This is a genomic window from Photorhabdus laumondii subsp. laumondii (assembly GCF_003343245.1).
Taxonomy (GTDB): Bacteria; Pseudomonadota; Gammaproteobacteria; order Enterobacterales; family Enterobacteriaceae; genus Photorhabdus; species Photorhabdus laumondii.
The window spans coordinates 2,387,035-2,410,622 of the sequence record NZ_CP024901.1 but is presented as its reverse complement, the minus strand read 5'-3'; the positions used below and the strand labels follow the sequence as shown (position 1 = coordinate 2,410,622).

Here is a 23,588-nt window from a genome sequence, read left to right as displayed (position 1 = left end):
ACTTTGGCTTTATCAGATAATAACCTTCGGTAAATTTTCCAGAGGAATTTTACGTGACCAATAAAACAATTGAAGAAAAAAACATTTACCGACCTGCCCCCCCTAGACTTGTTCAGGTGAAAAACATTTTCGACGTGACACCTAATATGCGCAGCATGACTTTCACCGGTGAATGTCTGGATAGTTATCCCACGGAATGTGAAGGCGGACACCTAAAGATATTCTTACCGCTTCCGGGACAAACTAAACCGGTATTACCGACTTTATCGCCAGAAGGCCCGATATGGCCGCCGAGTGAACTGCGTCCAATAACGCGCACTTACTCGGTTCGAGCCATCCGCACCGAACAAAAAGAGATCGATATTGAATTTGCACTACATCACAATGGCGGCCCGGCGGTAGAATTTGCTTATAGAGCCCAAATTGGTGACTGGATGGGTATTACTAACCCCGGTGGACCTGATCCATTACTGCCAAAAGTCAGCCACTATTATATGGCTGGCGACCCAAGTTCTTTGCCTGCTATTGCTGCGCTATTGGCAACAGTAAAACCAGATGCAACCGGGCAAGTCATTATTCGTATCGAAAGTGAGCAAGATATTCAGGAATTAAAAAAACCGGCAGGAATAACAGTTCACTGGATCACTGGTGACGTTGAAATAACTGACACAATCGTATCTGAATTCAAATCCTGGTCATTACCAACAGAAAATGTCACTTTCTGGCTGGCCGGTGAGGATAAGCTGGTAAAAGAACTTCGTCACTATATTCGCCGGGAAAAAGGCTATGAACGCCACCAGCTATATGCCATTCCTTATTGGAGGCATGGCTTTGATGAAGAAGGTTATCATGCCCTGCGTCATGAAGTGGTGGATAGCGACGATTAATGGCCTTACATATTTATACCCGTCATCTTTCAAGTTGCTTCTTTGTTGGCTGCACTCACTCACCCCGGTCACATAGTTATCTATGCTCCCGGGGATTCGCTCCCTTGCCGCCGCAATGCATCTTGAAATCCATTGGGTATAGATAATGCTGTAGGAAGAAACCAAAATACCCAAGATCTCGGTGACTAAAAAAAGGAATGGGTTGAATATCCTAACGGGCGAATTGACCTTCACCGCCAAACGATAGACTACTGGAAAATAAAGTAGTTCTATCAGAATTTCCAATAAAAATCATTGGCCGTCAGTCAGCAGGAAGAAAAAGGGAAACTGGCTGAAGATCAGAGAGTTAAAATATACCGAATAATCAGAGAATATGCTAAAAGATCACACCGTGAGGCGCTCTTGCAAAAGCCCCCACGGCATATTTCCATCGGTTATTTACAATAAGCCAGCAACGTTTTCTGGCACAATTGAGAACGAACACAATCCTCTTGATTAAAATGGATAACACTGACGACTTCATCATCTGAAAATCTTCCCAGTGCATCACGCAATCCTGATACCACTCCCACTGGCAAATCACATTGACTTATATCACCATTTACAATCACAGTAACATTTTCCCCAAGCCGGGTCAGAAACATTTTCATCTGATTAACCGTGACATTCTGGGCTTCATCCAGAATTACAAATGCATTTTCAAATGTTCTGCCCCGCATATAGGCAAAAGGCGCAATTTCCACTTTGCCAATTTCAGGCCGCAAGCAATATTGCAAAAACGATGCGCCCATACGTTTTAATAAAACGTCATAAACCGGTCGGAAATAAGGCGCAAATTTTTCAGCCATATCTCCGGGCAAAAAGCCGAGATCTTCATCCGCCTGTAATACAGGACGGGTAACAATGATTCTATCAATTTCCTTATTAATCAATGCATCCGCAGCCATTGCCGCACTAATAAACGTTTTACCGCAACCCGCCTCCCCACTGGCAATAATCAGTTTTTTATAGTTTATTGCGCGCATATAACGCCATTGCGTTTCAGTCCGTGGCAAAATTTCCGAAGTATCCCGGTTATCACGTGCCATACCAATAGCTTCTACGCCACCGGGTTGCACTAAAGAGGTTACATTATCATCCCGATAACATTGATGGCGCAAATCCCTTTTCATCATCCGTTTTGCCTCTCGACGCGATTTAATCACTGCTTTCTGTCTACTCATAGCAGTATCACCTTATCGTTGTTTTCACCCATGCGGTGTCATATCACCGATACAATCACTACGTTATTTCAAGCCTCTTTTCCGCTTATTTAGCCCCATAGAAAAACGGTAGTGGAACCGCCACATATATTAATGACCTTGATATTCCCGCTAGCTCGCATATGATCGGTATATCAATCATTAACACTACTCACCATTATTTCCATTTAGTGAAAACTAACGAATCATTATGACAGTATAATGACAATCTCTGAGTTATGACAAACAAGCCAAGGACGCTCAATTAAAAATAATCGACAGTATCGTTTATTTAGTTTTGCGAGAAATTTAATTCATTGAATAATATGACTTAATATAAGCTAATGACTTAACATCATAGTAGCCATTATTGATTTGACTACCATGGTATTGATACATCCAGCTACTATCCGGCAAAGAAGTCACTATCTGAAAGCACTCTTCTTCACCGGATGGCAATAATATTATTATTGATGACAACAGAGCAAATAGTTAACTATACCCTATTGATTTCAAGATGCATCGCGGCGGCAAGGGAACGAATCCCCGGGAGCATAGATAACTATGTGACCGGGGTGAGTGAGTGCAGCCAACAAAGAAGCAACTTGAAAGATGACGGGTATATCTGTTTTATTAAGTCCCCTTACAGTTTCCAGCCAACCGAAAACCCGCATTTCTTGCTTCAATTTCTGTTTTAAAATAGACCGAGTTCTTCTCCTGAATCACCTTATAACCTGAACAATGAGAAAAATGGTAGATTTTGCTGTTGTTATTCCCTTTAATTAATCCTCTAGAGGATGAATCAGATAATACCCGTTGTTTCTGGGTATCTGTTTGACTATTTCTCTGCCCTTTTATCTGCTCGCTTTTTGGAATGCCAGAGGCGGAGTTTTTATGCCATAATTGCCATTTCTGTTCACCGGTAACAAAAGGGTTATGATGCCCCATAATACCGGTAATTCGGTTATCTCTCTCCCGCTCCCATTTACTCGGTGGATATTGACGATCCCAGGCGATAAATAGCTGCTGTTGTTGGCGAGACATGGAAAGATTGTAACGATCGTGCATATAAAAATTGATCCGAGCGACCTGCCCTTTTACTTCATCTCTCGGTTCAAACGTTCGAGATTTAAAATCAACTTTACTGGTACAACGACCATAATTATTCGGCATATTTTTTGGTAACATTCCATAACTGAAATTACTACGATCGCCATTAACCTCGCCAATTGATGGAACCAAATTATGTATATCAGATTCCATTGCCCTAAAAACAGGATCGGAAGAGACACAATTCTTCCTCCCTCCATTCCGCCAACATTGCCGCTGATGACCAAAAACCCAGGCGGGAACAATATGTTCCCATTCAATTCGTTCAGCACGATTCTGTTGTGACCTGACTTGATAACCACACGAAGAAAGGATTGCGCGTCCACCGCTCTTACCTGTCCATTGCCAATCGCAACCACAGTAAAATGTCCCTTCCCCTGACTTAAATTGATCATGGTATATGCGTTTACGCAATTCAACTTTAGCTTGTTCAAAAGTAGCCGGTGCGGCAAAAGAAGATAAAGGAGCAATTAAACTGAAACACCCAATGTGAATTGCCCAAAAAATAACTTTACGTTTCAATGATAAACCCTACTTATATAAAAATACCATTCTGATTTTAACCTTTTATGTTGCCTCATAATCGACCTATAAGACAAACATTGTTTCTTTGCATTTCTTCTTAGCATCTCTTTTAAAAAGAAAAGCTATTCAATGAACAGGTTGAGATATCACAAAATGGCAGTTATCCTATTATTGAGGAATGGATACAGGGCCGATATACGGCCCCGCCTTACTGCAATTTACTACCAGAATCATTTATTAGCAGAAGCGCTGGTACTCTCCATTTCTTCCTGTAACCTCTTTCGATTCAAGTTCCAGAGTGAATCTTCTGGCATTTGGACCCGAATATCTAAACGGCAAGAATCGGGAATATCACAGGGCTCCCCATCTTGATAGAATATCTTGTTACCACTGTCATCAATAGATTTGAGTCGCCAATTTTGGAATCTCTCCGGTAAATGCGTATGTTGGCGATGGAAAGTCTCAATAATAATAGAGCCGTCAGACTGAACCTGATCATCAACAAAAATCAGTTCGAGATTATTATTGTCGCGAGGAACAGAAATACCCCCATTAACACCCCAACCACCATCAGCGTTATAGCCCAAGATATTTGATATACGATATATGCCGGTTCCCTGTTTTATCACTTCTGCACCTTCAGATTCGTCATTAGTCGAGAATGTGCCATCAGGGTAGATTTCTATTACCGGGGAGGCTACCTTGAGGTTTCCGTTGGCGTCTGGCTTAGCATTTATATCGTCCCAGAATTTACGGGTAATTTTGTAATCTAAATTTATATGATCTGTACGATATGTATCGCTTCCATGAACAAAAATTAGCCTATGACTCCATACTTGATCTATTCCTTCACTTGATGGACCATTTATATTGCTAAATCTTAGCTGAACGCCAAAACGATCAGATGGCAGCCCATATCGAGTGAGGAACGGCGCATTCGGTTTAAATCCAGCACAACCATTGTATAGATTTTCCCGACCATCCAAACGATCAATATTCATTGAATACATTGCATCATTAGCTAGTACCGCACCCACATCCCCCGCAGTCAGATTGATATCCCCAGTCAACGCCTTACCGTTTATTTTCCGGCTATTAGGTACTTTGGCATTAATATTTTCACGCAACGAATTGATTATTTCCTGAACCAGCTTCTGCGTCACAGCCAGTGTGTCATTATTACCCATCTCATTGGTCAGTTGAACAATACCTTTTTGTGTTAATGAGGCACTGGGAATTTTTGCTGTGATTTTTTGTTCTAATGCTCGATTTAATTGCGCAGTAAGTTTAGCTATATCACCATCATCCAGAACATCATCACCAGATTGTGCCGCAATAAAATTAGCCACGACAGAAGCTATGGTTGACGATTGGCGTAATACTTTATTTAACAAATGGGTAGGAACATCATTTGGTGGAAACCCACTCAGTAAATCCCTACTCTCTTCATATCTTTCTTGACTCACTACATTAGCATTATTACTAGTAGAAAAAGCTTTAAAATCATTTTTACTCATATACCTTCCCCAAATTAAATAATGTTCATTTATAATCAAAAATATTCAACATCTTAAAATATCCTTGTTGATCACTCACCATTTTTAAAGAAAATAAATTCAAAATCGATCACCAAATCAACTTTACGAACCAGAGTTCATTTTTATATGGACTTTTATACGAATTTCTTTAATCAAAGCACTGATTAAAAAACCAGTGCCTTGTGAATGTCTGAGGATTATAAGACATTAATGGTATTATTCTTGCGGCTGTTCAGGCCAATTAATATCTGGTGCCGATGAAACATCAACCCGACGCAATAATACCAAATACTTTTTCCAATCTAACAATAAAGTTTTTTCCTCTTCCGATGCCATTTCAGTTTCAACTGCATATTGCAATACAGTGATGGCTTCATCGGCTTGCCGACGAAAAATAGCCCGTTGTTGCTCTGCCTGTTCAATTTGACTGACTTTTTGAGCTTCAAAGTCCGTTACCCATTTTTCACCATCCCATTGATCAAAATCGGTGGACGGTTGCTCGAATGTTAATATTTCTGGCAATTCACCCAGTACAGTCACTTCTTCCTGTACACCCGCTTGCGTGTTGTAAGCTATTTTTCCACGGTGGTCCGGGACAATTTCCCAATAACTTCCATCCTCACTGCGACGCACAGCCATATCATCAGAATCGGACAGGTTTGGTGCGTCCAAATAAGAATGCGCTGACAAACCCACGCCTTCCGCAACATATTCGAAATCAGAGCCAGAGAATTCTCTCGTATAGGAATTAGCATGATAAACTTTTATCCAGCCAGCTTGAATTGCTAATCCGTCTTCACCTAATACAGCGGTTTCAGTATCTAAAATATTTTCTTGTGTCATTATTATTCTACCTTTACGATATTATTCTGCTTTTACGATATAGTTAAATGCGATATTACGGGGGCGGGTTTCATGACCGCCTGTATTGTTAGCAATTGATGTAACAGTGGCACTCTCAAGAACATCACGCCCCAGCGGGAACTGGTATCTATCTACAGGACCTTGATAACTAGAAAGAAATTGCCCATCAGGGAGTCCTTTCGTAAGTTGTATTCTTTTTGTGTTGTCAGTCTGTGCGCTTAAAATAACACGGCCACTATCAACACCTCGCCCATCATCCCAGCCACGAATAAACTCGCCTCTTAAATCGGGTATTCTGCCATCAGGATAAGCTTCTGCTAACTTCGGATACTGTGATCTACTAAAAGCGGAACCATTACAAGTGAAATAACCGGAAGGTGGATGGGACAACGGCCAAGGAATAGGAGAGCCAACGGGAATACTGGAAATACCTGAAATTTTTTGCTCTAAAGCTTTATCTAAAGCCCTATTGAATCGTACAGTAAGTTTAGCTATATCACCATCATCCAAAACATCCTCACCTGATTGTGTCGCAATAAAATTAGCCACAACAGATGATATTGTTGAGGATTGGCGTAATACCTTATTTAATACATGAGTAGAAACATTCTCAGGTGGAAATCCCGTCTTTAGATTCTGACTTTCTTCATACTTTTCTTGACTCACTATATTAGCATTATCACTAATAGAAAAGGCTTTAAAATCATTTTTTTGGCTCATATACTCCTCTTTAATTCAATAATATCATTCAGTAATCAATATATTAAATTTTCGTACAGATAGCCTCTCTCAATTGACGCTAATGATAGTCTAGTTCAGAAAAATAATAATGAAATTTATTTTATAACTTATAGGGTTAATTATTTTTGTATAATTGACACTAATAAATCACCCAACACACTGCAATAAAACACATCCAGATTATTTGCATTTATCATCTTTTACTTTATCTTTACTATTTATAACTAAAAATCTTCATGAAAATATTTCATACCTTTATTAAAACAAATGAAAAAATAATAGTGACAAAAAGTTATTTCATTGAAAAATAAAAAGGCCACACTACAGCGTGGCCTTAAGCAAGGTAACTCACCAGTAAAAATCATTGTTTTTCAGCGAACAATAACCTGTAAATTCCCCCTCCAACAATCCCACCAATAATTGGCATCACCCAGAAAAACCACAACTGCTCTAAAGCCCAGGTATTCTGGAATATCGCAACAGCCGTGCTTCGTGCCGGATTGACTGACGTGTTGGTAATAGGAATGCTAATCAAATTAATTAAAACCAGCGCCAAACCTATTGCTAATGGTGCAAAACCCGGAGGTGCTCGTCTATCTGTCGCACCAATAATAACAATTAAGAAAATAGCCGTTAAAACAATTTCAGCTACAATAGCCGATTGAAGCGAGAATCCACCCGGTGAATGCTCACCAAAACCATTTGAGGCAAAGCCACTCGTGGTCGCATCAAAACCCACTTGCCCACTGGCAATAACATATAATACCGCAGCAGCAAGAATACCACCGATAACCTGAGAAATAATATAAGGAATAACTTCCACTGCCCTGAAACGACCACCAGCCCAAAGACCAATTGTTACAGCGGGGTTAAAATGCCCGCCAGAAATATGCCCAACAGCATATATCATCGTCAATACGGTTAAACCAAATGCCAAAGATACACCGACAAAACCAATCCCTAATTCAGGAAATGCCGCAGCGAATACAACACTACCACATCCCCCAAAAACCAGAACAAAAGTTCCAAGTAATTCAGCCGCTAATTTTCTTAACATGTTTTGTCCTCATCCAGATATCAAAACGAGTTACCTTGCTGAAATTAACTATAGCCAATAAATTAAAATCATGCTTATTTTTACTATAACCGCATAAGTTGCTGATTCTTGTGGCATCTTTGTCTGATATTCACTTTAATCCGGGATTTAATGCAACATCTATCCTGTGCAGATCAACTTTTTGGTGAAAAATGGATAGCTTAAAATCAATTATCACCAAAATAAGTTCAATATTCTGTTCTAAAAATAGGATGATCCGATGCAAAATATCTGCACCGGATTATTACATCAGTATTAAATAACACAATATCTATTAAGCAATGAGTACTATACCCGTCATCTTTCAAGTTGCTTCTTTGTTGGCTGCACTCACTCACCCCGGTCACATAGTTTGCTATGCTCCCGGGGATTCGCTCCCTTGCCGTCGCGATGCAGCTTGAAATCTATAAGGTATATGTGAAAACGGGTTTTTTCACTGCTAAACAAATCATTCATCTGACTACCAAAACTGAAATATTTGCATATCCGACAATTCCTGAAGCATTTGAGCCTAATAAATGGGTGGAAATATTAGGCCGCCGGGAACCAACAACAATTAAATCTGCTTTAATCTCATCTGCTGTCGATAATACTTTATCCCTCGGTGATCCACAGGCTACGGAGAAAGAGACTCGCTCTTTTGGCAAATCTATTTTTTCAGCCACTTTTGCCAATTCCTCTTCTGATCTTGCAATAGATTTCTTGGCAAAAGAGTTGAGCAAATCATAATGGTAACTATAACTAATTGAAAATCTTGATATATCAGGAACGGCATGGAAAAGATGTATATTAGCATCAGACAACTTCGCCAAATACTCTGCATGTGCAATCGCTTTATCGGTCAACTCATCTTCTGAAATATCCACCGGTACTAAAATCGTTTTGTACATACGTACTCCTATATTTATATACTCGTCATCTTTCAAGTTGCCTCTTTGTTGGCTGCCGCCGCGATGCATCTTGAAATCCATAGGGTATAACTATTTCAATGAGTGTATAAAATATTACATTATTTGTTGTGAATTATTTAACTAAATCAAATAAATTACCGTATCGCTCTATTTTCAATCACTCAGAGTCAAGATGCCACTTATGTAATATTCGATGAATGAAAGGTGTTACAACAAGCCCCAAAGTAATAAAGAACACACTTTCCAAAAATACCCCATATATGGCAATAAAATATTTACCGGATAAACTAACAGGAACGGGATCTAACCCCTGCGATCCCAGCATAAATAAAGCGTTAAGCAAAGATTCAGAAAATGTATGCTCTTCTATCAGGTAAAACCCTAGGACACCCGGAATTATTCCAATAAAGAAAAACGTTGCAGCAATAAAGTAAAAGCGTATCACCCGCCATACAAAATGGTCCAAACGAATCAGTTTATCAGTAAATTTTTCCACAATTATTGCATCCTCAACAATTCTACAAAACCTTATGCAATCTCAATGAAAATGAAATCAGAGCAAATTTAATAAAAATAGTGCAACCCAGCGTTAGCTAGCAAACCACCCGAAGATGGCTAGCCATTATACCCGTCATCTTTCAAGTTGCCTCTTTGTTGGCTGCACTCGCTCACCCCGGTCACATAGTTACCTATGCTCCCGGGGATTCTCTCCCTTGCCGTCGCGACGCATCTTGAAATCCATAAGGTATAACCACCTTACCTGATAACCAAAACAGATGTTGTCGAATATTTGACAACACCTGATGCATTAGATCCTAATAAGTGCGTTGTAATATTGGGCCTTCTAGAGCCAATAACGATAAGATCAGCATTAATTTCTGTCGCTGCTGCTGTTATTTCATCTCTTGGCGACCCAAATGCAATAGAATAAGATAACCTGTCAGCAGGAAAATCGATGGCATCAATCAGCGTTTTTAAATCATCTTCGGCTTTAATTGTCGCTTTATCCTTAATTTCATCATATCCCAACGAATATGCGTTAACAATCGCGGATGAAATTGGCAGTACATGAAGAATATGGAGCTTCGCACCCGTTTCTTTTGCTAAAGACAGTGCATGCTTAACCGCTTTACTCGTTAGTTCATCTTCTGAAATATCTACCGGTACTAAAATAGTTTTGTACATACGCACGCTCCTATATTTACATACCAAACCAGACTACTACATTTAGTATACACTATATCCTGTTAATTACTATGAGTTACTGCCTATCTCAATAGGGCTATTTTATTTGCCCTTCTTTGCCATAAAGAGCGAACCTGGGCAGTGCTCAAAATCCTCACGTACTACGTGTACGCTCCGGTTTTTCCGCGCTGTCCGTGTTCAAACTGCCTGCAACAATTACGCCTATTGAGATAGGCTCTTATTCAACTATATATATTTTTCCAAATAAAAATTTTATGAAAATAGGTGCTGTTCATTTCAATACGTGGCAAAAGTGGGATATGTACAGGGGCAATAACATTAACCCCTGAGACTCTACCTCACTGCCGATATAACGCTTTTATTTGCTGAACGGTATTTTCAAATATCTTGGCCTGTTTTTCATCGCCCATTTCTGCAATAACACGTTCCAGATTCAGTACAACTCTCCCTGCATGAGCTTGTCCCATAGTTTTAAGAATAGAGGCCAACAGAACTTTCAAACATGTCACCTCTGTTGCCAAGGTTTCAGTATCAGATGAAGGAATTAAATCGATTTTATTCATAGTCGTTACCTGTTTACGTATTAATTGCGTCATGAAAATAATAATTATACCACATAATTCATCCCCTATTTTTATACATTTTCCAAATAGATCTACGCCAAAAAACGTTAAATTGTTGTTAAAATCATATATTTTATAAATATTTATTTAGTTATTAATTTTATCATAATCAGAATATATGAGATATTATGATTGCAAATAAATAATACTTCCTATCGTATAAAATAATTCTCTTTTGTCTTTGGAAGAGATAAGTATAATATTCACATTCCTGATGAACTTTAAGGATAATTTATCTATTCTATTGTTTTATATAATCTTTACCAAAAGTTAAAAAACAGACAATTGAAGTTAACTTTTCTGAAACAAATTCAATACACAAGCAATATCAATGAAGCTCATGTATGAGCATAGAGCCAGTTGGAGACACTTTTTTGATAAATGTTTTGTTAGTCGATGATCATGAGCTGATCAGAGTTGGTGTAAAACGTATTCTTGATGACGTAAAAGGGATAACCGTAGTAGGAGAAGCTAATTGTGGTGAAGATGCGATAAAATGGTGCCGAGCTAATAAAGTAGATATCGTGTTAATGGATATGAACATGCCAGGCATTGGGGGCCTGGAGGCAACAAAAAGAATCCTACGCTATTGTCCCGATGTCCGTGTCATCATGTTGACTATCTATACTGAAAATCCTTTGCCAATGAAGGTGATGCAGGCTGGTGCCAGAGGATATCTCAGTAAAGCCTCTACCCCTCAGGACATGGTAAATGCAATTCGTGCAGTTAATGCCGGCCAGCGCTATATCGCTCCCGATATTGCTCAACAAATGGCTCTTAGCCAAATTAGCCCACAGCAAGACAATCCATTAAGTTGTCTGTCTGATCGTGAATTACAGATTATGCTGATGATCACGAAAGGACAAAAAGTGAGCGATATCTCTGAACAACTTAATCTCAGCCCAAAAACCGTCAATAGCTATCGCTACCGAATGTTTAGTAAACTAAATATCAACGGTGATGTAGAATTAACACATATGGCAATACGTTATGGGCTATTCGACACAGAGAGTCTATTAAATAGTGACGGAACAATTTGATTCAAAAACATTTTTAAAAACAGTAACCAGTCAACCTGGCGTTTATCGTATGTATGACACCTCAGGCACGGTTATTTATGTCGGTAAAGCCAAGGATTTAAAAAAACGGCTTGCCAGTTACTTTCGCGCACAAGTCACCAGTCGTAAAACCGAATCTCTGGTTAAAAATATTGTTCAGATAGATGTTACGGTTACGCATACCGAAACCGAAGCACTGCTGCTGGAGCATAATTACATTAAGCTCTATCAACCCCGATATAACGTTTTACTGCGAGATGACAAATCCTACCCTTACATTTTTCTCAGCGCAGATAAACATCCACGACTGGCAATGTACCGGGGAGCTAAACATTTCAAAGGTGAATATTTCGGCCCATTTCCAAACACTCATGCGGTACGGGAATCATTAATCTTACTGCAAAAACTTTTTCCTATCCGACAATGTGAGGATAGTGTCTACCGCAATCGCTCGCGGCCATGCCTGCAATATCAAATTGGTCGCTGCCTTGGGCCTTGCGTTAAAGGGTTGGTAAGTGAAGATGAATATCAGCAGCAAGTTGATTATATTCGTCTGTTCCTTTCAGGCAAAGATCAGCAAGTTTTAACCAGATTAATTGAACGAATGGAGCAAGCCAGCCAGCAACTGAAATTTGAAGATGCTGCAAGATACCGTGATCAAATCCAGGCCGTTCGTCAGGTTACTGAAAGACAATTTGTTTCAGGAACAGACGATGACCTCGATGTTATCAGTGTTGCCTTTGACGCGGGCATGGCTTGCCTGCATGTACTGTTTATACGTCAGGGCAAAGTACTGGGTAGCCGAAGTTACTATCCTAAAATCCCGACAGGGACAACGCTTGATGAGATTGTACAAACATTCCTTGGCCAATTTTATTTACAAGGCAGCCAAAATCGGACTTTGCCCTCAGAAATTTTGCTGGATTTTACTCTGCCAGAGAAAGACATTTTGTCTGATTCTTTATCTGAAATATCCGGGCGAAAAATTCATATTCAAACCCGGCCCCGCGGAGATAAAGCCCGTTATCTGAAACTTGCCCGCACAAATGCAACAATTGCCCTATCGACCCGCTTATCACAACAATCAACTATTCACCAAAGATTAGACTCTCTCACCAAATTAGTTAAGTTAGCAAAAATTCAGAGAATGGAATGTTTTGACATTAGTCACACTATGGGAGAACAAACTGTTGCATCCTGTGTCGTCTTTGATAGCAATGGTCCACTACGTTCTGAATACCGGCGCTATAATATCAGTGGTATTACTCCCGGTGATGATTACGCTGCCATGAATCAAGTACTACGCCGTCGATACGGGAAAGCATTAGATGAGTCAAAAATTCCCGACATTATTTTCATCGATGGTGGTAAAGGGCAATTAGCTCAAGCAATCGATGTCTTTCAGTCTCTTGATGTTGAATGGGATAAAACGCGACCTCAATTAATAGGTGTTGCCAAAGGCAGTGATCGCAAAGCCGGGCTTGAAACGCTATTTTTCGCAACGGAGGATAAAAGTATCGCATTACCGCCGGACTCTCCTGCCCTGCATGTGATTCAGCATATTCGTGACGAATCACATAATCATGCAATAACCGGGCACCGTCAGCGTAGATCTAAAGTTAGAAACACCAGTACACTGGAATCTATTGAAGGCGTTGGACCAAAACGCCGACAAATGTTACTGAAATACATGGGAGGTTTGCAGCCTTTACGTAATGCAAGTGTCGAAGAGATCGCAAAAGTACCGACTATTTCCTATGCATTAGCAGAAAAAATTTATAATGCATTGAAACACTAAGTACATTGATGCACCATACTTATAAATTCCACTATAGCCAGATAGTTAAGAAGCACTATGCAATTAAATATACCAACATGGCTCACTCTATTTCGTATCGCCCTGATCCCATTTTTTGTCCTGGCATTCTATTTGCCATTCACATGGGCGCCGATGGTTTGTGCCATAATTTTTATTGTCGCTGCGGCGACAGACTGGTTTGACGGTTTTCTCGCTCGCCTTTGGAAACAGACAACTCGCTTTGGCGCATTTCTTGATCCTGTCGCGGACAAAATCATGGTTGCGGCCGCATTAGTCTTAGTTTCCGAACACTATCATACATGGTGGATAACCCTGCCCGCAGCAACCATGATAGCGCGTGAAATTATCATCTCTTCTCTCAGAGAATGGATGGCTGAATTAGGCAAACGCAGTAGTGTTGCCGTTTCCTGGATGGGTAAGGTAAAAACGACAGCACAGATGGCAGCGTTAATTGCTTTATTATGGCGCCCTAATTTTGAATTCGAATTGGGTGGATTCATATTACTTTATGTTGCTACGGTGATGACATTTTGGTCAATGTTTCAATACATAAATGCGGCTTGGTCTGATTTGCGTGAAGCTTGATCGAAATGACGTAAAAACCATCGAACAAACACGGTGTAACAATAATTGTGTTGACTCGATACGTGAAGTAAGTAGAATGCAACGCATCGAACGGCACATGAGATTTACGAAAACAAATAAGTAAATCAGCTAGTTCAAAGCGGTGCGGGAATAGCTCAGTTGGTAGAGCACAACCTTGCCAAGGTTGGGGTCGCGAGTTCGAGTCTCGTTTCCCGCTCCAACTTACTGTTCAGAAGTTGGATGCTGAATTAGTCGTTGAATATAGAAAGGCGCGTTGGCAGAGTGGCCATGCAGCGGATTGCAAATCCGTCAACCTCGGTTCGACTCCGGGACGCGCCTCCAAATTCAGCCCAGGTGGTGAAATCGGTAGACACAAGGGATTTAAAATCCCTCGGCTGTAAGGCTGTGCGGGTTCAAGTCCCGCCCTGGGCACCAAATGAAATTCGCTGATAAAACAGTGAGTTAGAAAAAAGAAAAGGCCACCGCAAGGTGGCTTTTTTTATGCCGGCCCCTCCCCTTCCTAACATGCTTTCCTAACATCGCTGTGGTGCAATGAATAAATATTCACTAAAAGCGCTCAATTAATCCTCTTTTCTAATCTGCCTGTACGGCAGTGCACCGCCCACTCTCCCTTTGTGTGCGGGAGAAGTTTTTCTAAGCTGCCTGTACGGCAGTGCGCATTACGGGTCTGACTATATTCAAGGATTTCTATTTCTAAGCTGCCTGTACGGCAGTGCACCGCCCACTCTCCCTTTGTGTGCGGGAGAAGTTTTTCTAAGCTGCCTGTACGGCAGTGCACCGGTCACGCCATTGCTTCAGGGAGTTTTCAAATTTCTAAGCTGCCTGTACGGCAGTGCACATCACCGGCATTGTTGCCGTTCGTCGGCATCATTTCTAAGCTGCCTGTACGGCAGTGCACTAACCCTCACTATATAGAAGAGTGCAAACGTATTTCTAAGCTGCCTGTACGGCAGTGCACCTTTAAAGAGTAATGATAAGCAGGAAATTACGTTTCTAAGCTGCCTGTACGGCAGTGCACTAACCCTCACTATATAGAAGAGTGCAAACGTATTTCTAAGCTGCCTGTACGGCAGTGCACCTTTAAAGAGTAATGATAAGCAGGAAATTACGTTTCTAAGCTGCCTGTACGGCAGTGCACACTTAATGCTTTGCCATTAATTTTCCGGCTGTTTTCTAAGCTGCCTGTACGGCAGTGCACTTGTTACATATTAACCCCAACCTATTGAATGTTAAAGAGCAACCATGATAAAAAATAAAAAACCCTTTTTTGTGGGATAAACAATATTTACTTAAAAATCAATAAATTAAAATTTGCCGTTAAAAAAGGGTCAAAATTTTTTCCATCCAAGTAGAAAGCAGTCTCTTCTTCTATTTCTAGCTATCAAGCGTATTTTTGTTCAGCCATTACGCCGCTCTCACTATGTAATTAAATGCTATGTTGCGAGGGCGGTTCTCTGAGGCTACAGGAACAACCCTTGACGCCTCGAACCCAAAGCCGTATGGAGTATCTGTGTCAGAAATATTTATCGATTTGAAACTGCCATCTGTCGCTATTCCAAGAACTTGACTAGCATAAAAAGCCCCTCTTGTTGCCAAATGATAATTTAGTGCTATCATGCCGGCGAACGAACCCTGAATATTTCGGATAGCATCCCCCTGATGCGTTAAAATTCTACGGCCACTATCAATACCTCGTCTATCATCCCAACCCCGAATAAATTCTCCTCTCAAATCAGGTAAGTTACCATCAGGATAAGCTTCTGCTAATTTCGGAAATTTCGACTTATCAAAGACCGCCCCATTACACTGCAACCACCCAGCAGGCGGCACGGCAGTCGGCCAAGGAACAGGAATACCGACAGGAATGTTAGAGGTATCTGAAATTTTCTGTTCTAATGCTTTATTTAATTGAGCGGTAAGCTTGGTTATATCACCATTATCTAAAACATCCTCGCCAGATTGTTCCGCAATAAAATTAGCTATGACGGCTGATATAGTTGATGATTGATCCAACGCCTTATTTAACAAATGAGAGTGAACATCATTTGAAGGAAACTCTGTCTGCAAATCCGAACTTATTTTATATTTCTCTTGACTCACTATGTTTTTATTATTAATAACAGAGAGAGCTTTAAAATCATTCTTGGGACTCATATGTCCTCCTTGAATTAAATAACATTATTTCGCAACTCACATCAATCAAAGTCTTTACCTCGGCTGTTCCGGCCATTCAATATCGGGAGACAATGAAATATTTACTCTATTGAGCATTACCCTATATTTTCTCCATGTCAGTAAGGCGGATTTTTCTACTTCGGTAGCGATATTTAAATCAACAGCATCTTGCAGTAATGCAATGGATTCACTCGCGTGTCGCAACAGAGTTACACGCTGCTGTTCCGCTTGTTCAATTTGATTTGCTTTTAGAGCTACATTATCAGTGACCCATTTTGTGCCATCCCATTTATCAAAACCGGTGGTCGGTTGCTTGAAGGTCAGAGTTTCAGGTAATTCACCCAGTTCAGTGATTTTCTGTTGAGTTAATGTTAACGTGTCGTAAGCTATTTTCCCCCGATAATCAGGGACGATCTCCCAACACTTACCGTCTTCACTGCGACAAACAGCCACATCATCAGAATCGGGAAAGTCTGGTGCATCTAAATAAGAATGTGCTGATAAACTGACACCGAGCATGACATATTCAATACCAGCGTTAATAAATTCTCTTGTTATTTGATTCGTGTGATAAACTTTTATCCAACCGGGTTGAATTGCTAATCCGTCTTCACCCAATACAGCGGTTTCATGTTCTAACGCGTATTTTTGTTCTGTCATTATGCTGCATGCTGCTGCTCTCACTATGTAGTTAAATGCTATATTACGGGGCCTCGATACCCCTATAAATGCGGAATTCGCAATCCAGTCTGCCTGAGCTTTATAATATACAGCTTTTACCGAAGTATTTTTATTTTGTGGAATATCCCACTGCAATTTTGCAAACTCATTGCGTGAGAGGGTAATCATAAAATTATTAGCCCGATCAACATTCTGTACCAAATAAGCCCCTTCCTGCCATGACAATATTGAACGAGATGGATCCACATTTCGCCCACTATCCCAGCCACGGATAAATTCTCCCCTTAGATCGGGCAATCTGCCGTCAGGATAAGCTTCTGCTAACTTTGGGTACTGCAATTTATTGAAAAATGCACCGTTACAAACGAGATAGTTGACAGGTGGATAGGGTAACGGCCACGGAATGGGGGAACCCACAGGTATATTAATTTCTTCACGTAATGAATTTATTATTTCCTGAGCAAGTTTTTGTGTAACCGCCAATGTATTGCTATTGCCAACCACATTTGTAAGTTGAACAATACCTTTCTGTGTTAATGAAGCATCAGGAACCTTTATTGTCATTTTCTGTTCCAGCGCTCTATTTAATTGGCTGGTGAGTTTCTCTATATTCCCATCATCCAGAACATCATTGCCAGATTGTGTAGCGATAAAATTAGCGACTACAGAGGATATCGTGGAAGACTGACGTAATGCCTTATTTAGCATATCAGTGGTAATACCATCTTGTGGAAACCCAGTCTGCAAATTCTGATTTTCTTCATATTTTTCTTGGCTAATTACATTAGCATTATCGCTAATAGAAAAAGCTTTAAAATCATTTTTTTGACTCATATCCTTACTCCTTAAGCAAAATAATATTTTTTATAATCAACATATTTAATTACTGTAAAAATAATCCGTCTGTAATTCATTAAAATCAAAGTCTAGTTCAGAAAGAAGAGTAATACAGCATTCCTATTTATTAGGAGATTGACTATTTTTATATAATTAGCAGTAATAAGTAATTAAATATTTTAGAATCGAAAACATACCCAAACCATTTATATTTAACATCTGAAAACTATTCTGCTCTTATTCCTTCTATCTCTTCCTGTAACGCCTGCTATTTTAAATTCCAAGATGAATCTTCTGGCATTTGGACACGAATATCTAAGCGACGGTGTTCTGGAATGTCATAGGCTCTCTATCTTCATAAAACACACATTCATTGTTCTCAACGATACACTTGAGCCGACAGTTCTGAAAATAGATTGGTAAGTGAAAATGTTGGTTTTTTAAGCTGCCTGTACGGCAGTGCACAATAAAAACGCACACCCTCATAACTAAAAGGTTTTCTAAGCTGCCTGTACGGCAGTGCACCTGTCATGATTATCTCGCTATGTTAGTTGTATTTTCTAAGCTGCCTGTACGGCAGTGCACTGTTACATATTAACCCCAACCTATTGAATGTTAAAGAGCAACCATTATAAAAAATAAAAAACCCTTTTTTGTGGGATAAACAATATTTACTGAAAAATCAACAGATTAAAATTTACCGTTAAAAAAGGGTCAAAATTTTTTCCATCCAAGTAGAAAGCCGTCTCTCTTTCTATTTCCGGCTATCAAGCGTATTTTTGTTCAGCCATTACGCCGCTCTTACTATGTAATTAAAGGCGATGTTGCGAGGACGGTTCTCCGAAGCTACAGGAACAACCCTTGACGTGTCGAACCCAAAACCGTATGTAGTGTATACAGCATCCCGGGTAAAATGATCTACTGATTTAGGATTACCATCTGTAGCCACGCCAAAAGTTGCGTTACCGTAAAAAACCCCTTTTGCTGCCAGCTCAAAATGAAGTGCTATTGCCCCAGGAAATGAACCTACAATATTTCTAATGGCATCCCCTTGATGAGTTAAAATTCCACGGCCGCTATCAATACCACGACCATCATCCCATCCGCGAATAAATTCGCCTCTTAAATCAGGTAATCTACCGTCAGGATAAGCTTCCGCCAACTTCGGATACTGTAATTTATTAAAAGCTGAACCATTACAAGTGAAATAACCGAATGGTGGATGAGGTAACGGCCACGGAATAGGAGAACCGACAGGAATTTCATTGGCTGTTTTCATCCGGTTGTCTATCTCTTCGCGGGTATATTCACGTAATGAATTTATTACTTCCTGAACAAGCTTTTGTGTAACCGCCAATGTATCGCTATTACCAACCACATTTGTAAGCTGGACAACACCTTTTTGTGTTAATGAAGCACTGGGAATATCTGTTGTCATTTTTTGCTCTAGCGCTTTATTTAATTGAGCGGTGAGTTTGGCTATGTTTCCATCATCCAGAACATCATTGCCAGATCGTGTCGCGATAAAATCAGTCACGGCAGATGATACCGCTGACGCTTGACGTAATACCTTATTTAATAAGTGGGTGGGAACATTATCTGGTGAAAATCCAGTTTGTAAACTCTGATTTACCTCGTATTTGTCTTGACTGATTACATTCGCATTATCACTAGTAGAAAAAGCCTTAAAATCATTCTTATAACTCATATACTTTCTCCTGCAATTAAATAATATTATTTTACAACCAATATATTGAATTATTGTAAAAACAATCTCTCTTGCAATTCACGCCAATCAAGTCTAGTTCAGAAAAAGAATAATGCAGCGTTCTTATTACTTATAAGGTTAATTATTTTTATATAATTGGTAGTAATAAATAGTTCAACATTAGAAACGACAGCCGGAAATTTATCTATTAATACCCATTACGTATCACTATTGACATTTTAATTAAATTACCCAGATATACGTCTCACTGCCAACCCAGTAATTTCCCTGTTTTTTCTCTTTTTTCTGCAAGATGGTTTGACTGGATTTACTATGTTTACGCTTGACGGTGACTTTTTCTTGAGATTCACCTGTATTTCGTCAACAAAAATTCACATAGCCAGGTTTGCCAAATTGATCTATATCCAATGGATTTCAAGATGGATCGCGACGGCAAGGGAGTGAATTCCCGGGAGCAGAGATAACGATGTGACCGGGGTGAGCGAGTGCTGCCAACAAAGAGGCAACTTGAAAGATAACGGGTATATTTGGCTAAATTCGATATTTTTAATATAATCCATATCTGAAAAATGATACGGCTAATCAGTGCAGGGTTTTGATAGAAAAATGAACAAGGTATTATCACATAAAGAAGAGCTAAGCCATTTAACAGCATGTTTACTCAGCGAAGTTATCTGTTCACGGACATCGTTTTCATGGTTCAAAGCAATCCATCGAGCCCTTAAATGCCCAGACCGCAGGTTCTATTTCTGGTGGAGAATTGCTAATTACTTATATAGGACAAATAAAGCCAAGAAAATCTCGATTCGTATCAATAGAAATTTAAGAAATAAATATGGATGTGATTTAGGATTAGGCTGCTATATAAGAAAAAATTTACGTATATCTCATTATGTTGGCATTGTTATTTCCCGCACTTGCATTATTGGTGATAATTTTCATGTTTTACAAAATACAACCATTGGCGTTCTTAATGAAGATATTCAAGGGAAAATAAGTATAGGTAATGATGTAAAAATAGGTGCAAATTCTTGTATTATAAGTGACAACATAACAATTGGAGATAATGTCTACATAGGCGCCATGTCATTTATCAATAAAGATATCCCTGCTGATTGTATTGCATATACGCCTAAATCTCAAAATGAGATAAAGATAAAAAAGCAAAAAATAATTAATTGAACATTCCAATTTAAAATAAAAAATGGTAACACAATATGTTTTTAAAATATAAATATCTTTTAAAACTAGGTATGCTCTGTAAGCAGAATATAACAAAATCAATATACAGAAATGTATCCAGTAAAAAAATGAAACACAATATGAACTTTTGGCCTCACATAAAGATCTCAAGAAACATTAATGGCAAAATCGACGCCGTTTCATTCAATAAGAAAAGTATAAACATCAATGAATTCCCAAAAAAATCAGAAAAACCCTTAATCATTATTGCATCTGGACCGTCGGTATCTACCATCAAAACAGATTTTTTTGATGATACCAAATTTGATATTATGGGTGTTAACGGCTCGTATGAATTATCACCAGAGGTAAAATTCAAATATCATGTTATAATTGACCGAACATTCATTCTAAATAGGAAGAATATCGTTTTAAATATATTAAAAGATAATGAATTGATACTCTTCACAACAATGGATTGTCTCAATGATATCTTAATTCATTACGGTTATCTTGAATTAAAATGTAAAGTCATTATTATTGAGAACATTGACCAGCCAGTTTATCAACAGGAAAAAGAACTTTTTGAAATAAAGAGTGATGAAATAATAATACAGAACAGTGTCGCCTTCTCATTGAACTTAAATCTCGGATTCTACAACGGAACAACAGTGGCATATTCTGCTTTGCAAATAGCATTTTTTTTGGGGTATAAAGAAATATATTTCGCAGGTCTAGACATGAACAATTTTTCAAAACCAAGGTTTTATGAAACCCAAAATGACAAGCTAGATACCAAATTAAATAATAACTTACATGATTTCATCATTCCTTGTTTCAACCTGGCTCATGAAATAGCCATAAGAAAAGGAGTTAAAATTTATAATCTATCGAAAAATAGCGCTATAAATTCATTTGAAAAGTTAGATTATAGAAAAATTTAAGTCATTAGATTTCTTATAAGCAGAGCAACGAGATAATTAATAAATTTTTCATATTCCTAGATTGATTTATTTTTTATCTCAAAAATTTTAACCATTATAATTTTACAAAAAGTTAAAATGATCACAGATACATTTCATTTGGTCTTATTTCAATTAAGGGATTTTTATTAATTCCCAAAATGTTAAATCTATTGTTCGATATACTCTATGGATTTCAAGATGGATCGCGGCGGCAAGGGAGCGAATCCCCGGGAGCATAGATAACTATGTGACCGGGGTGAGTGAGTGCAGCCAACAAAGAAGCAACTTGAAAGATGACGGGTATACAATATGCCGAGACTATTGATACCCATTCATCACTAATGAACATCGAAAAAAATAAGTATTACCGGCTATAGTTGGACATTCATAAAAAACACCCTTACTAAATAATTTTTCTGTGAAATAATATTCATAAATACATTTATGTTTATTTAAAATTTCATTGTTAAATAATAAATAATTTAATTAATAGTTATTTTACCTTGAAAAGCAAATTGTTATTCTATGCTATAGAATCAAATCATGTTACGTAGAATTATTACTTAAATCATTCAGATAATGTCTTAAGTAATCACCAAGGATTTACTATGCAAAATATAAAAAGTAAACTAATCAGTATCACTTTAATCTTAACGTGTACGAAGAATAAAAATGGAGTCATTTAAACATATAAATTATATTTGATAATCTTAAAATATGAACAAGAATTCCGTTACTAAGATAAAACATACTTTGAAACGATGCAGAGCCACTTTGCTAGAAACTCACTCATTTGGAGACCACGACAAGAAAAATAACTACCCTCTTTTACACCCTATAAACATTGATCACTTAGGGTCGCCGAATATTATATACCCTATGGATTTCAAGATGCATCGCGACGGCAAGGGAACGAATCCCCGGGAGCATAGGTAACTATGTGACCGGGGTGAGCGAATGCAGCCAACAAAGAGGTAACTTGAGAGATAACGGGTATAAATTTATCATCACTATAATAGGCATTAATCATGAAAAAAATTAATGGAACATACATTTCATCACAAATAATAAACACAATGGAAGCAAGCAATGAACCGTGGGGAATCAAAGATAAAAATTCACGCTTTATTTATGGTAACCCGGCCCTAAAATCTATTCAAAACATTCCAACATCATTTGATTATGAAGGGCTTTTTGATGACGAACTTCCTTGGGGTGGAGCGGCGTTTGCAAAAGAATTTATTGATCATGATAAAATTGTAATGACAAAAGGGAAAAGAATCTGTTCACTTGAAACATATACATATGGAAAAGAAAACATTTTATCGTCTTACTTCCAAGAAAAATTACCACTATATAACGATGCAAAGGAATGTATAGGCATACTTTTTCATGGATGGAAAGCCAAAGATTTTTCATTAATAAACTTATATCAATATTATAACGTTCTCCCCACATCTATTATATTTCAACCACCAACAGATACTTTTACCCAACGTGAGTGGGATATTATTTTCTTCTTTTTACAAAAATATACCAGGAAACAGATTGGAAAAATATTAAATATCTCTTACCGTACAATTGAATCCCATATGGCCAATATATATCATAAGATAGGTGTTGATTCCAACCAACAACTGGAAGAATATTGTCTCATCAACAATTTTAAACGTTATGTACCCGAAAAATTTTTACTATTTTAATAATTTTATTTACTATTTTTTAGTCATAAAAAACATGATTAAATAGTTTATCGCTGTCGGTATGATACAGGTAATATATGAAAATTATACC

General features: G+C 38.5%; 20 protein-coding genes, 3 tRNA genes, 1 pseudogene and 1 CRISPR repeat array. Of the genes and pseudogenes, 10 read left to right on the top strand and 14 right to left on the bottom strand.

Annotated elements, in window-relative coordinates:
• Positions 1–53: 53 nt before the first annotated feature.
• Positions 54–887 (top strand): siderophore-interacting protein, encoded by an 834-nt coding sequence (locus PluTT01m_RS10570; RefSeq protein WP_011146296.1) that lies wholly within the window; start codon positions 54–56, stop codon positions 885–887.
• A gap of 434 nt (positions 888–1,321) precedes the next feature.
• On the opposite strand, the gene phoH is transcribed toward PluTT01m_RS10570, so the two are convergent.
• From phoH to PluTT01m_RS10520, 10 genes are all read right to left on the bottom strand, one after another.
• Positions 1,322–2,110, bottom strand: coding sequence for a phosphate starvation-inducible protein PhoH (gene phoH, locus PluTT01m_RS10565; protein ID WP_011146295.1), 789 nt, complete (start codon positions 2,108–2,110; stop codon positions 1,322–1,324).
• 651 nt (positions 2,111–2,761) lie between these two features.
• The gene (locus tag PluTT01m_RS10560; protein WP_011146293.1) at positions 2,762–3,760 is read right to left on the bottom strand and encodes an endonuclease; all 999 of its coding nucleotides are present in this window, start codon (positions 3,758–3,760) and stop codon (positions 2,762–2,764) included.
• Between the two features lie 233 nt (positions 3,761–3,993).
• Positions 3,994–5,280 carry a phage tail fiber protein gene (locus tag PluTT01m_RS10555; RefSeq protein WP_011146292.1) on the bottom strand — a complete coding sequence of 429 codons (1,287 nt, stop codon included), beginning with the start codon at positions 5,278–5,280 and terminating at the stop codon, positions 3,994–3,996.
• A 237-nt stretch (positions 5,281–5,517) separates the two neighbouring features.
• Positions 5,518–6,144, bottom strand: a complete 627-nt coding sequence (locus PluTT01m_RS10550) for a tail fiber assembly protein (RefSeq protein WP_011146291.1) — start codon at positions 6,142–6,144, stop codon at positions 5,518–5,520.
• A gap of 21 nt (positions 6,145–6,165) precedes the next feature.
• A complete protein-coding gene (locus tag PluTT01m_RS10545) occupies positions 6,166–6,885 on the bottom strand; it encodes a phage tail protein (RefSeq protein WP_011146290.1) in 720 nt (239 codons plus the stop codon).
• Positions 6,886–7,267: 382 nt separating this feature from the next.
• The gene (gene aqpZ, locus PluTT01m_RS10540) at positions 7,268–7,963 is read right to left on the bottom strand and encodes an aquaporin Z (protein WP_011146289.1); all 696 of its coding nucleotides are present in this window, start codon (positions 7,961–7,963) and stop codon (positions 7,268–7,270) included.
• 491 nt (positions 7,964–8,454) lie between these two features.
• The gene (locus tag PluTT01m_RS10535) at positions 8,455–8,892 is read right to left on the bottom strand and encodes a universal stress protein (protein WP_011146288.1); all 438 of its coding nucleotides are present in this window, start codon (positions 8,890–8,892) and stop codon (positions 8,455–8,457) included.
• 178 nt (positions 8,893–9,070) lie between these two features.
• Positions 9,071–9,409 (bottom strand): hypothetical protein, encoded by a 339-nt coding sequence (locus PluTT01m_RS10530; RefSeq protein ID WP_011146287.1) that lies wholly within the window; start codon positions 9,407–9,409, stop codon positions 9,071–9,073.
• 260 nt (positions 9,410–9,669) lie between these two features.
• A complete protein-coding gene (locus PluTT01m_RS10525; protein WP_011146286.1) occupies positions 9,670–10,098 on the bottom strand; it encodes a universal stress protein in 429 nt (142 codons plus the stop codon).
• A gap of 359 nt (positions 10,099–10,457) precedes the next feature.
• On the bottom strand, positions 10,458–10,682 hold the full coding sequence (locus PluTT01m_RS10520; RefSeq protein WP_011146285.1) for a DUF2594 family protein: 225 nt from the start codon (positions 10,680–10,682) through the stop codon (positions 10,458–10,460).
• A gap of 434 nt (positions 10,683–11,116) precedes the next feature.
• Here PluTT01m_RS10520 and uvrY point away from each other — a divergent pair, with 434 nt between their 5' ends.
• The 6 genes from uvrY (at position 11,117) to PluTT01m_RS10490 (ending at position 14,639) form a co-directional block, all read left to right on the top strand.
• The gene (uvrY, locus tag PluTT01m_RS10515) at positions 11,117–11,782 is read left to right on the top strand and encodes a UvrY/SirA/GacA family response regulator transcription factor (protein WP_011146284.1); all 666 of its coding nucleotides are present in this window, start codon (positions 11,117–11,119) and stop codon (positions 11,780–11,782) included.
• Positions 11,766–13,598 carry an excinuclease ABC subunit UvrC gene (gene uvrC, locus PluTT01m_RS10510; RefSeq protein WP_011146283.1) on the top strand — a complete coding sequence of 611 codons (1,833 nt, stop codon included), beginning with the start codon at positions 11,766–11,768 and terminating at the stop codon, positions 13,596–13,598. Before uvrY ends, uvrC begins: the two co-directional genes overlap by 17 nt.
• A 57-nt stretch (positions 13,599–13,655) precedes the next feature.
• Positions 13,656–14,204, top strand: a complete 549-nt coding sequence (gene pgsA / locus PluTT01m_RS10505) for a CDP-diacylglycerol--glycerol-3-phosphate 3-phosphatidyltransferase (RefSeq protein WP_011146282.1) — start codon at positions 13,656–13,658, stop codon at positions 14,202–14,204.
• A gap of 144 nt (positions 14,205–14,348) precedes the next feature.
• Positions 14,349–14,424: transfer RNA gene (locus PluTT01m_RS10500), tRNA-Gly, on the top strand.
• Between the two features lie 48 nt (positions 14,425–14,472).
• Positions 14,473–14,546: transfer RNA gene (locus PluTT01m_RS10495), tRNA-Cys, on the top strand.
• Between the two features lie 6 nt (positions 14,547–14,552).
• Positions 14,553–14,639: transfer RNA gene (locus PluTT01m_RS10490), tRNA-Leu, on the top strand.
• 156 nt (positions 14,640–14,795) lie between these two features.
• Positions 14,796–15,423: direct repeats of the CRISPR family, unit length 28 nt; unit sequence TTTCTAAGCTGCCTGTACGGCAGTGCAC.
• A gap of 206 nt (positions 15,424–15,629) precedes the next feature.
• Here PluTT01m_RS10490 and PluTT01m_RS10485 read toward each other — a convergent pair.
• The 4 genes and pseudogenes from PluTT01m_RS10485 to PluTT01m_RS10470 all read right to left on the bottom strand — a co-directional run bounded on the left by PluTT01m_RS10485 (position 15,630) and on the right by PluTT01m_RS10470 (position 19,626).
• Positions 15,630–16,379 carry a phage tail protein gene (locus tag PluTT01m_RS10485; protein WP_011146280.1) on the bottom strand — a complete coding sequence of 250 codons (750 nt, stop codon included), beginning with the start codon at positions 16,377–16,379 and terminating at the stop codon, positions 15,630–15,632.
• Between the two features lie 54 nt (positions 16,380–16,433).
• On the bottom strand, positions 16,434–17,060 hold the full coding sequence (locus tag PluTT01m_RS10480; protein ID WP_041380819.1) for a tail fiber assembly protein: 627 nt from the start codon (positions 17,058–17,060) through the stop codon (positions 16,434–16,436).
• Positions 17,061–17,290: 230 nt separating this feature from the next.
• Positions 17,291–17,915: pseudogene (locus PluTT01m_RS10475) on the bottom strand (tail fiber protein); the annotation flags it as partial.
• Positions 17,916–18,708: 793 nt separating this feature from the next.
• Positions 18,709–19,626, bottom strand: a complete 918-nt coding sequence (locus tag PluTT01m_RS10470) for a phage tail protein (protein WP_011146278.1) — start codon at positions 19,624–19,626, stop codon at positions 18,709–18,711.
• A gap of 627 nt (positions 19,627–20,253) precedes the next feature.
• Between PluTT01m_RS10470 and PluTT01m_RS10465 the strand changes: the two genes are divergently transcribed.
• The 3 genes from PluTT01m_RS10465 to PluTT01m_RS10455 all read left to right on the top strand — a co-directional run bounded on the left by PluTT01m_RS10465 (position 20,254) and on the right by PluTT01m_RS10455 (position 23,497).
• Positions 20,254–20,829, top strand: a complete 576-nt coding sequence (locus tag PluTT01m_RS10465) for a serine acetyltransferase (protein ID WP_041380058.1) — start codon at positions 20,254–20,256, stop codon at positions 20,827–20,829.
• A gap of 35 nt (positions 20,830–20,864) precedes the next feature.
• Complete coding sequence (locus tag PluTT01m_RS10460) at positions 20,865–21,773, top strand: lipopolysaccharide core biosynthesis protein RfaZ (protein WP_011146276.1); 909 nt, start codon at positions 20,865–20,867, stop codon at positions 21,771–21,773.
• A gap of 1,049 nt (positions 21,774–22,822) precedes the next feature.
• Complete coding sequence (locus PluTT01m_RS10455; RefSeq protein WP_011146275.1) at positions 22,823–23,497, top strand: PAS and helix-turn-helix domain-containing protein; 675 nt, start codon at positions 22,823–22,825, stop codon at positions 23,495–23,497.
• Positions 23,498–23,588: the final 91 nt, after the last annotated feature.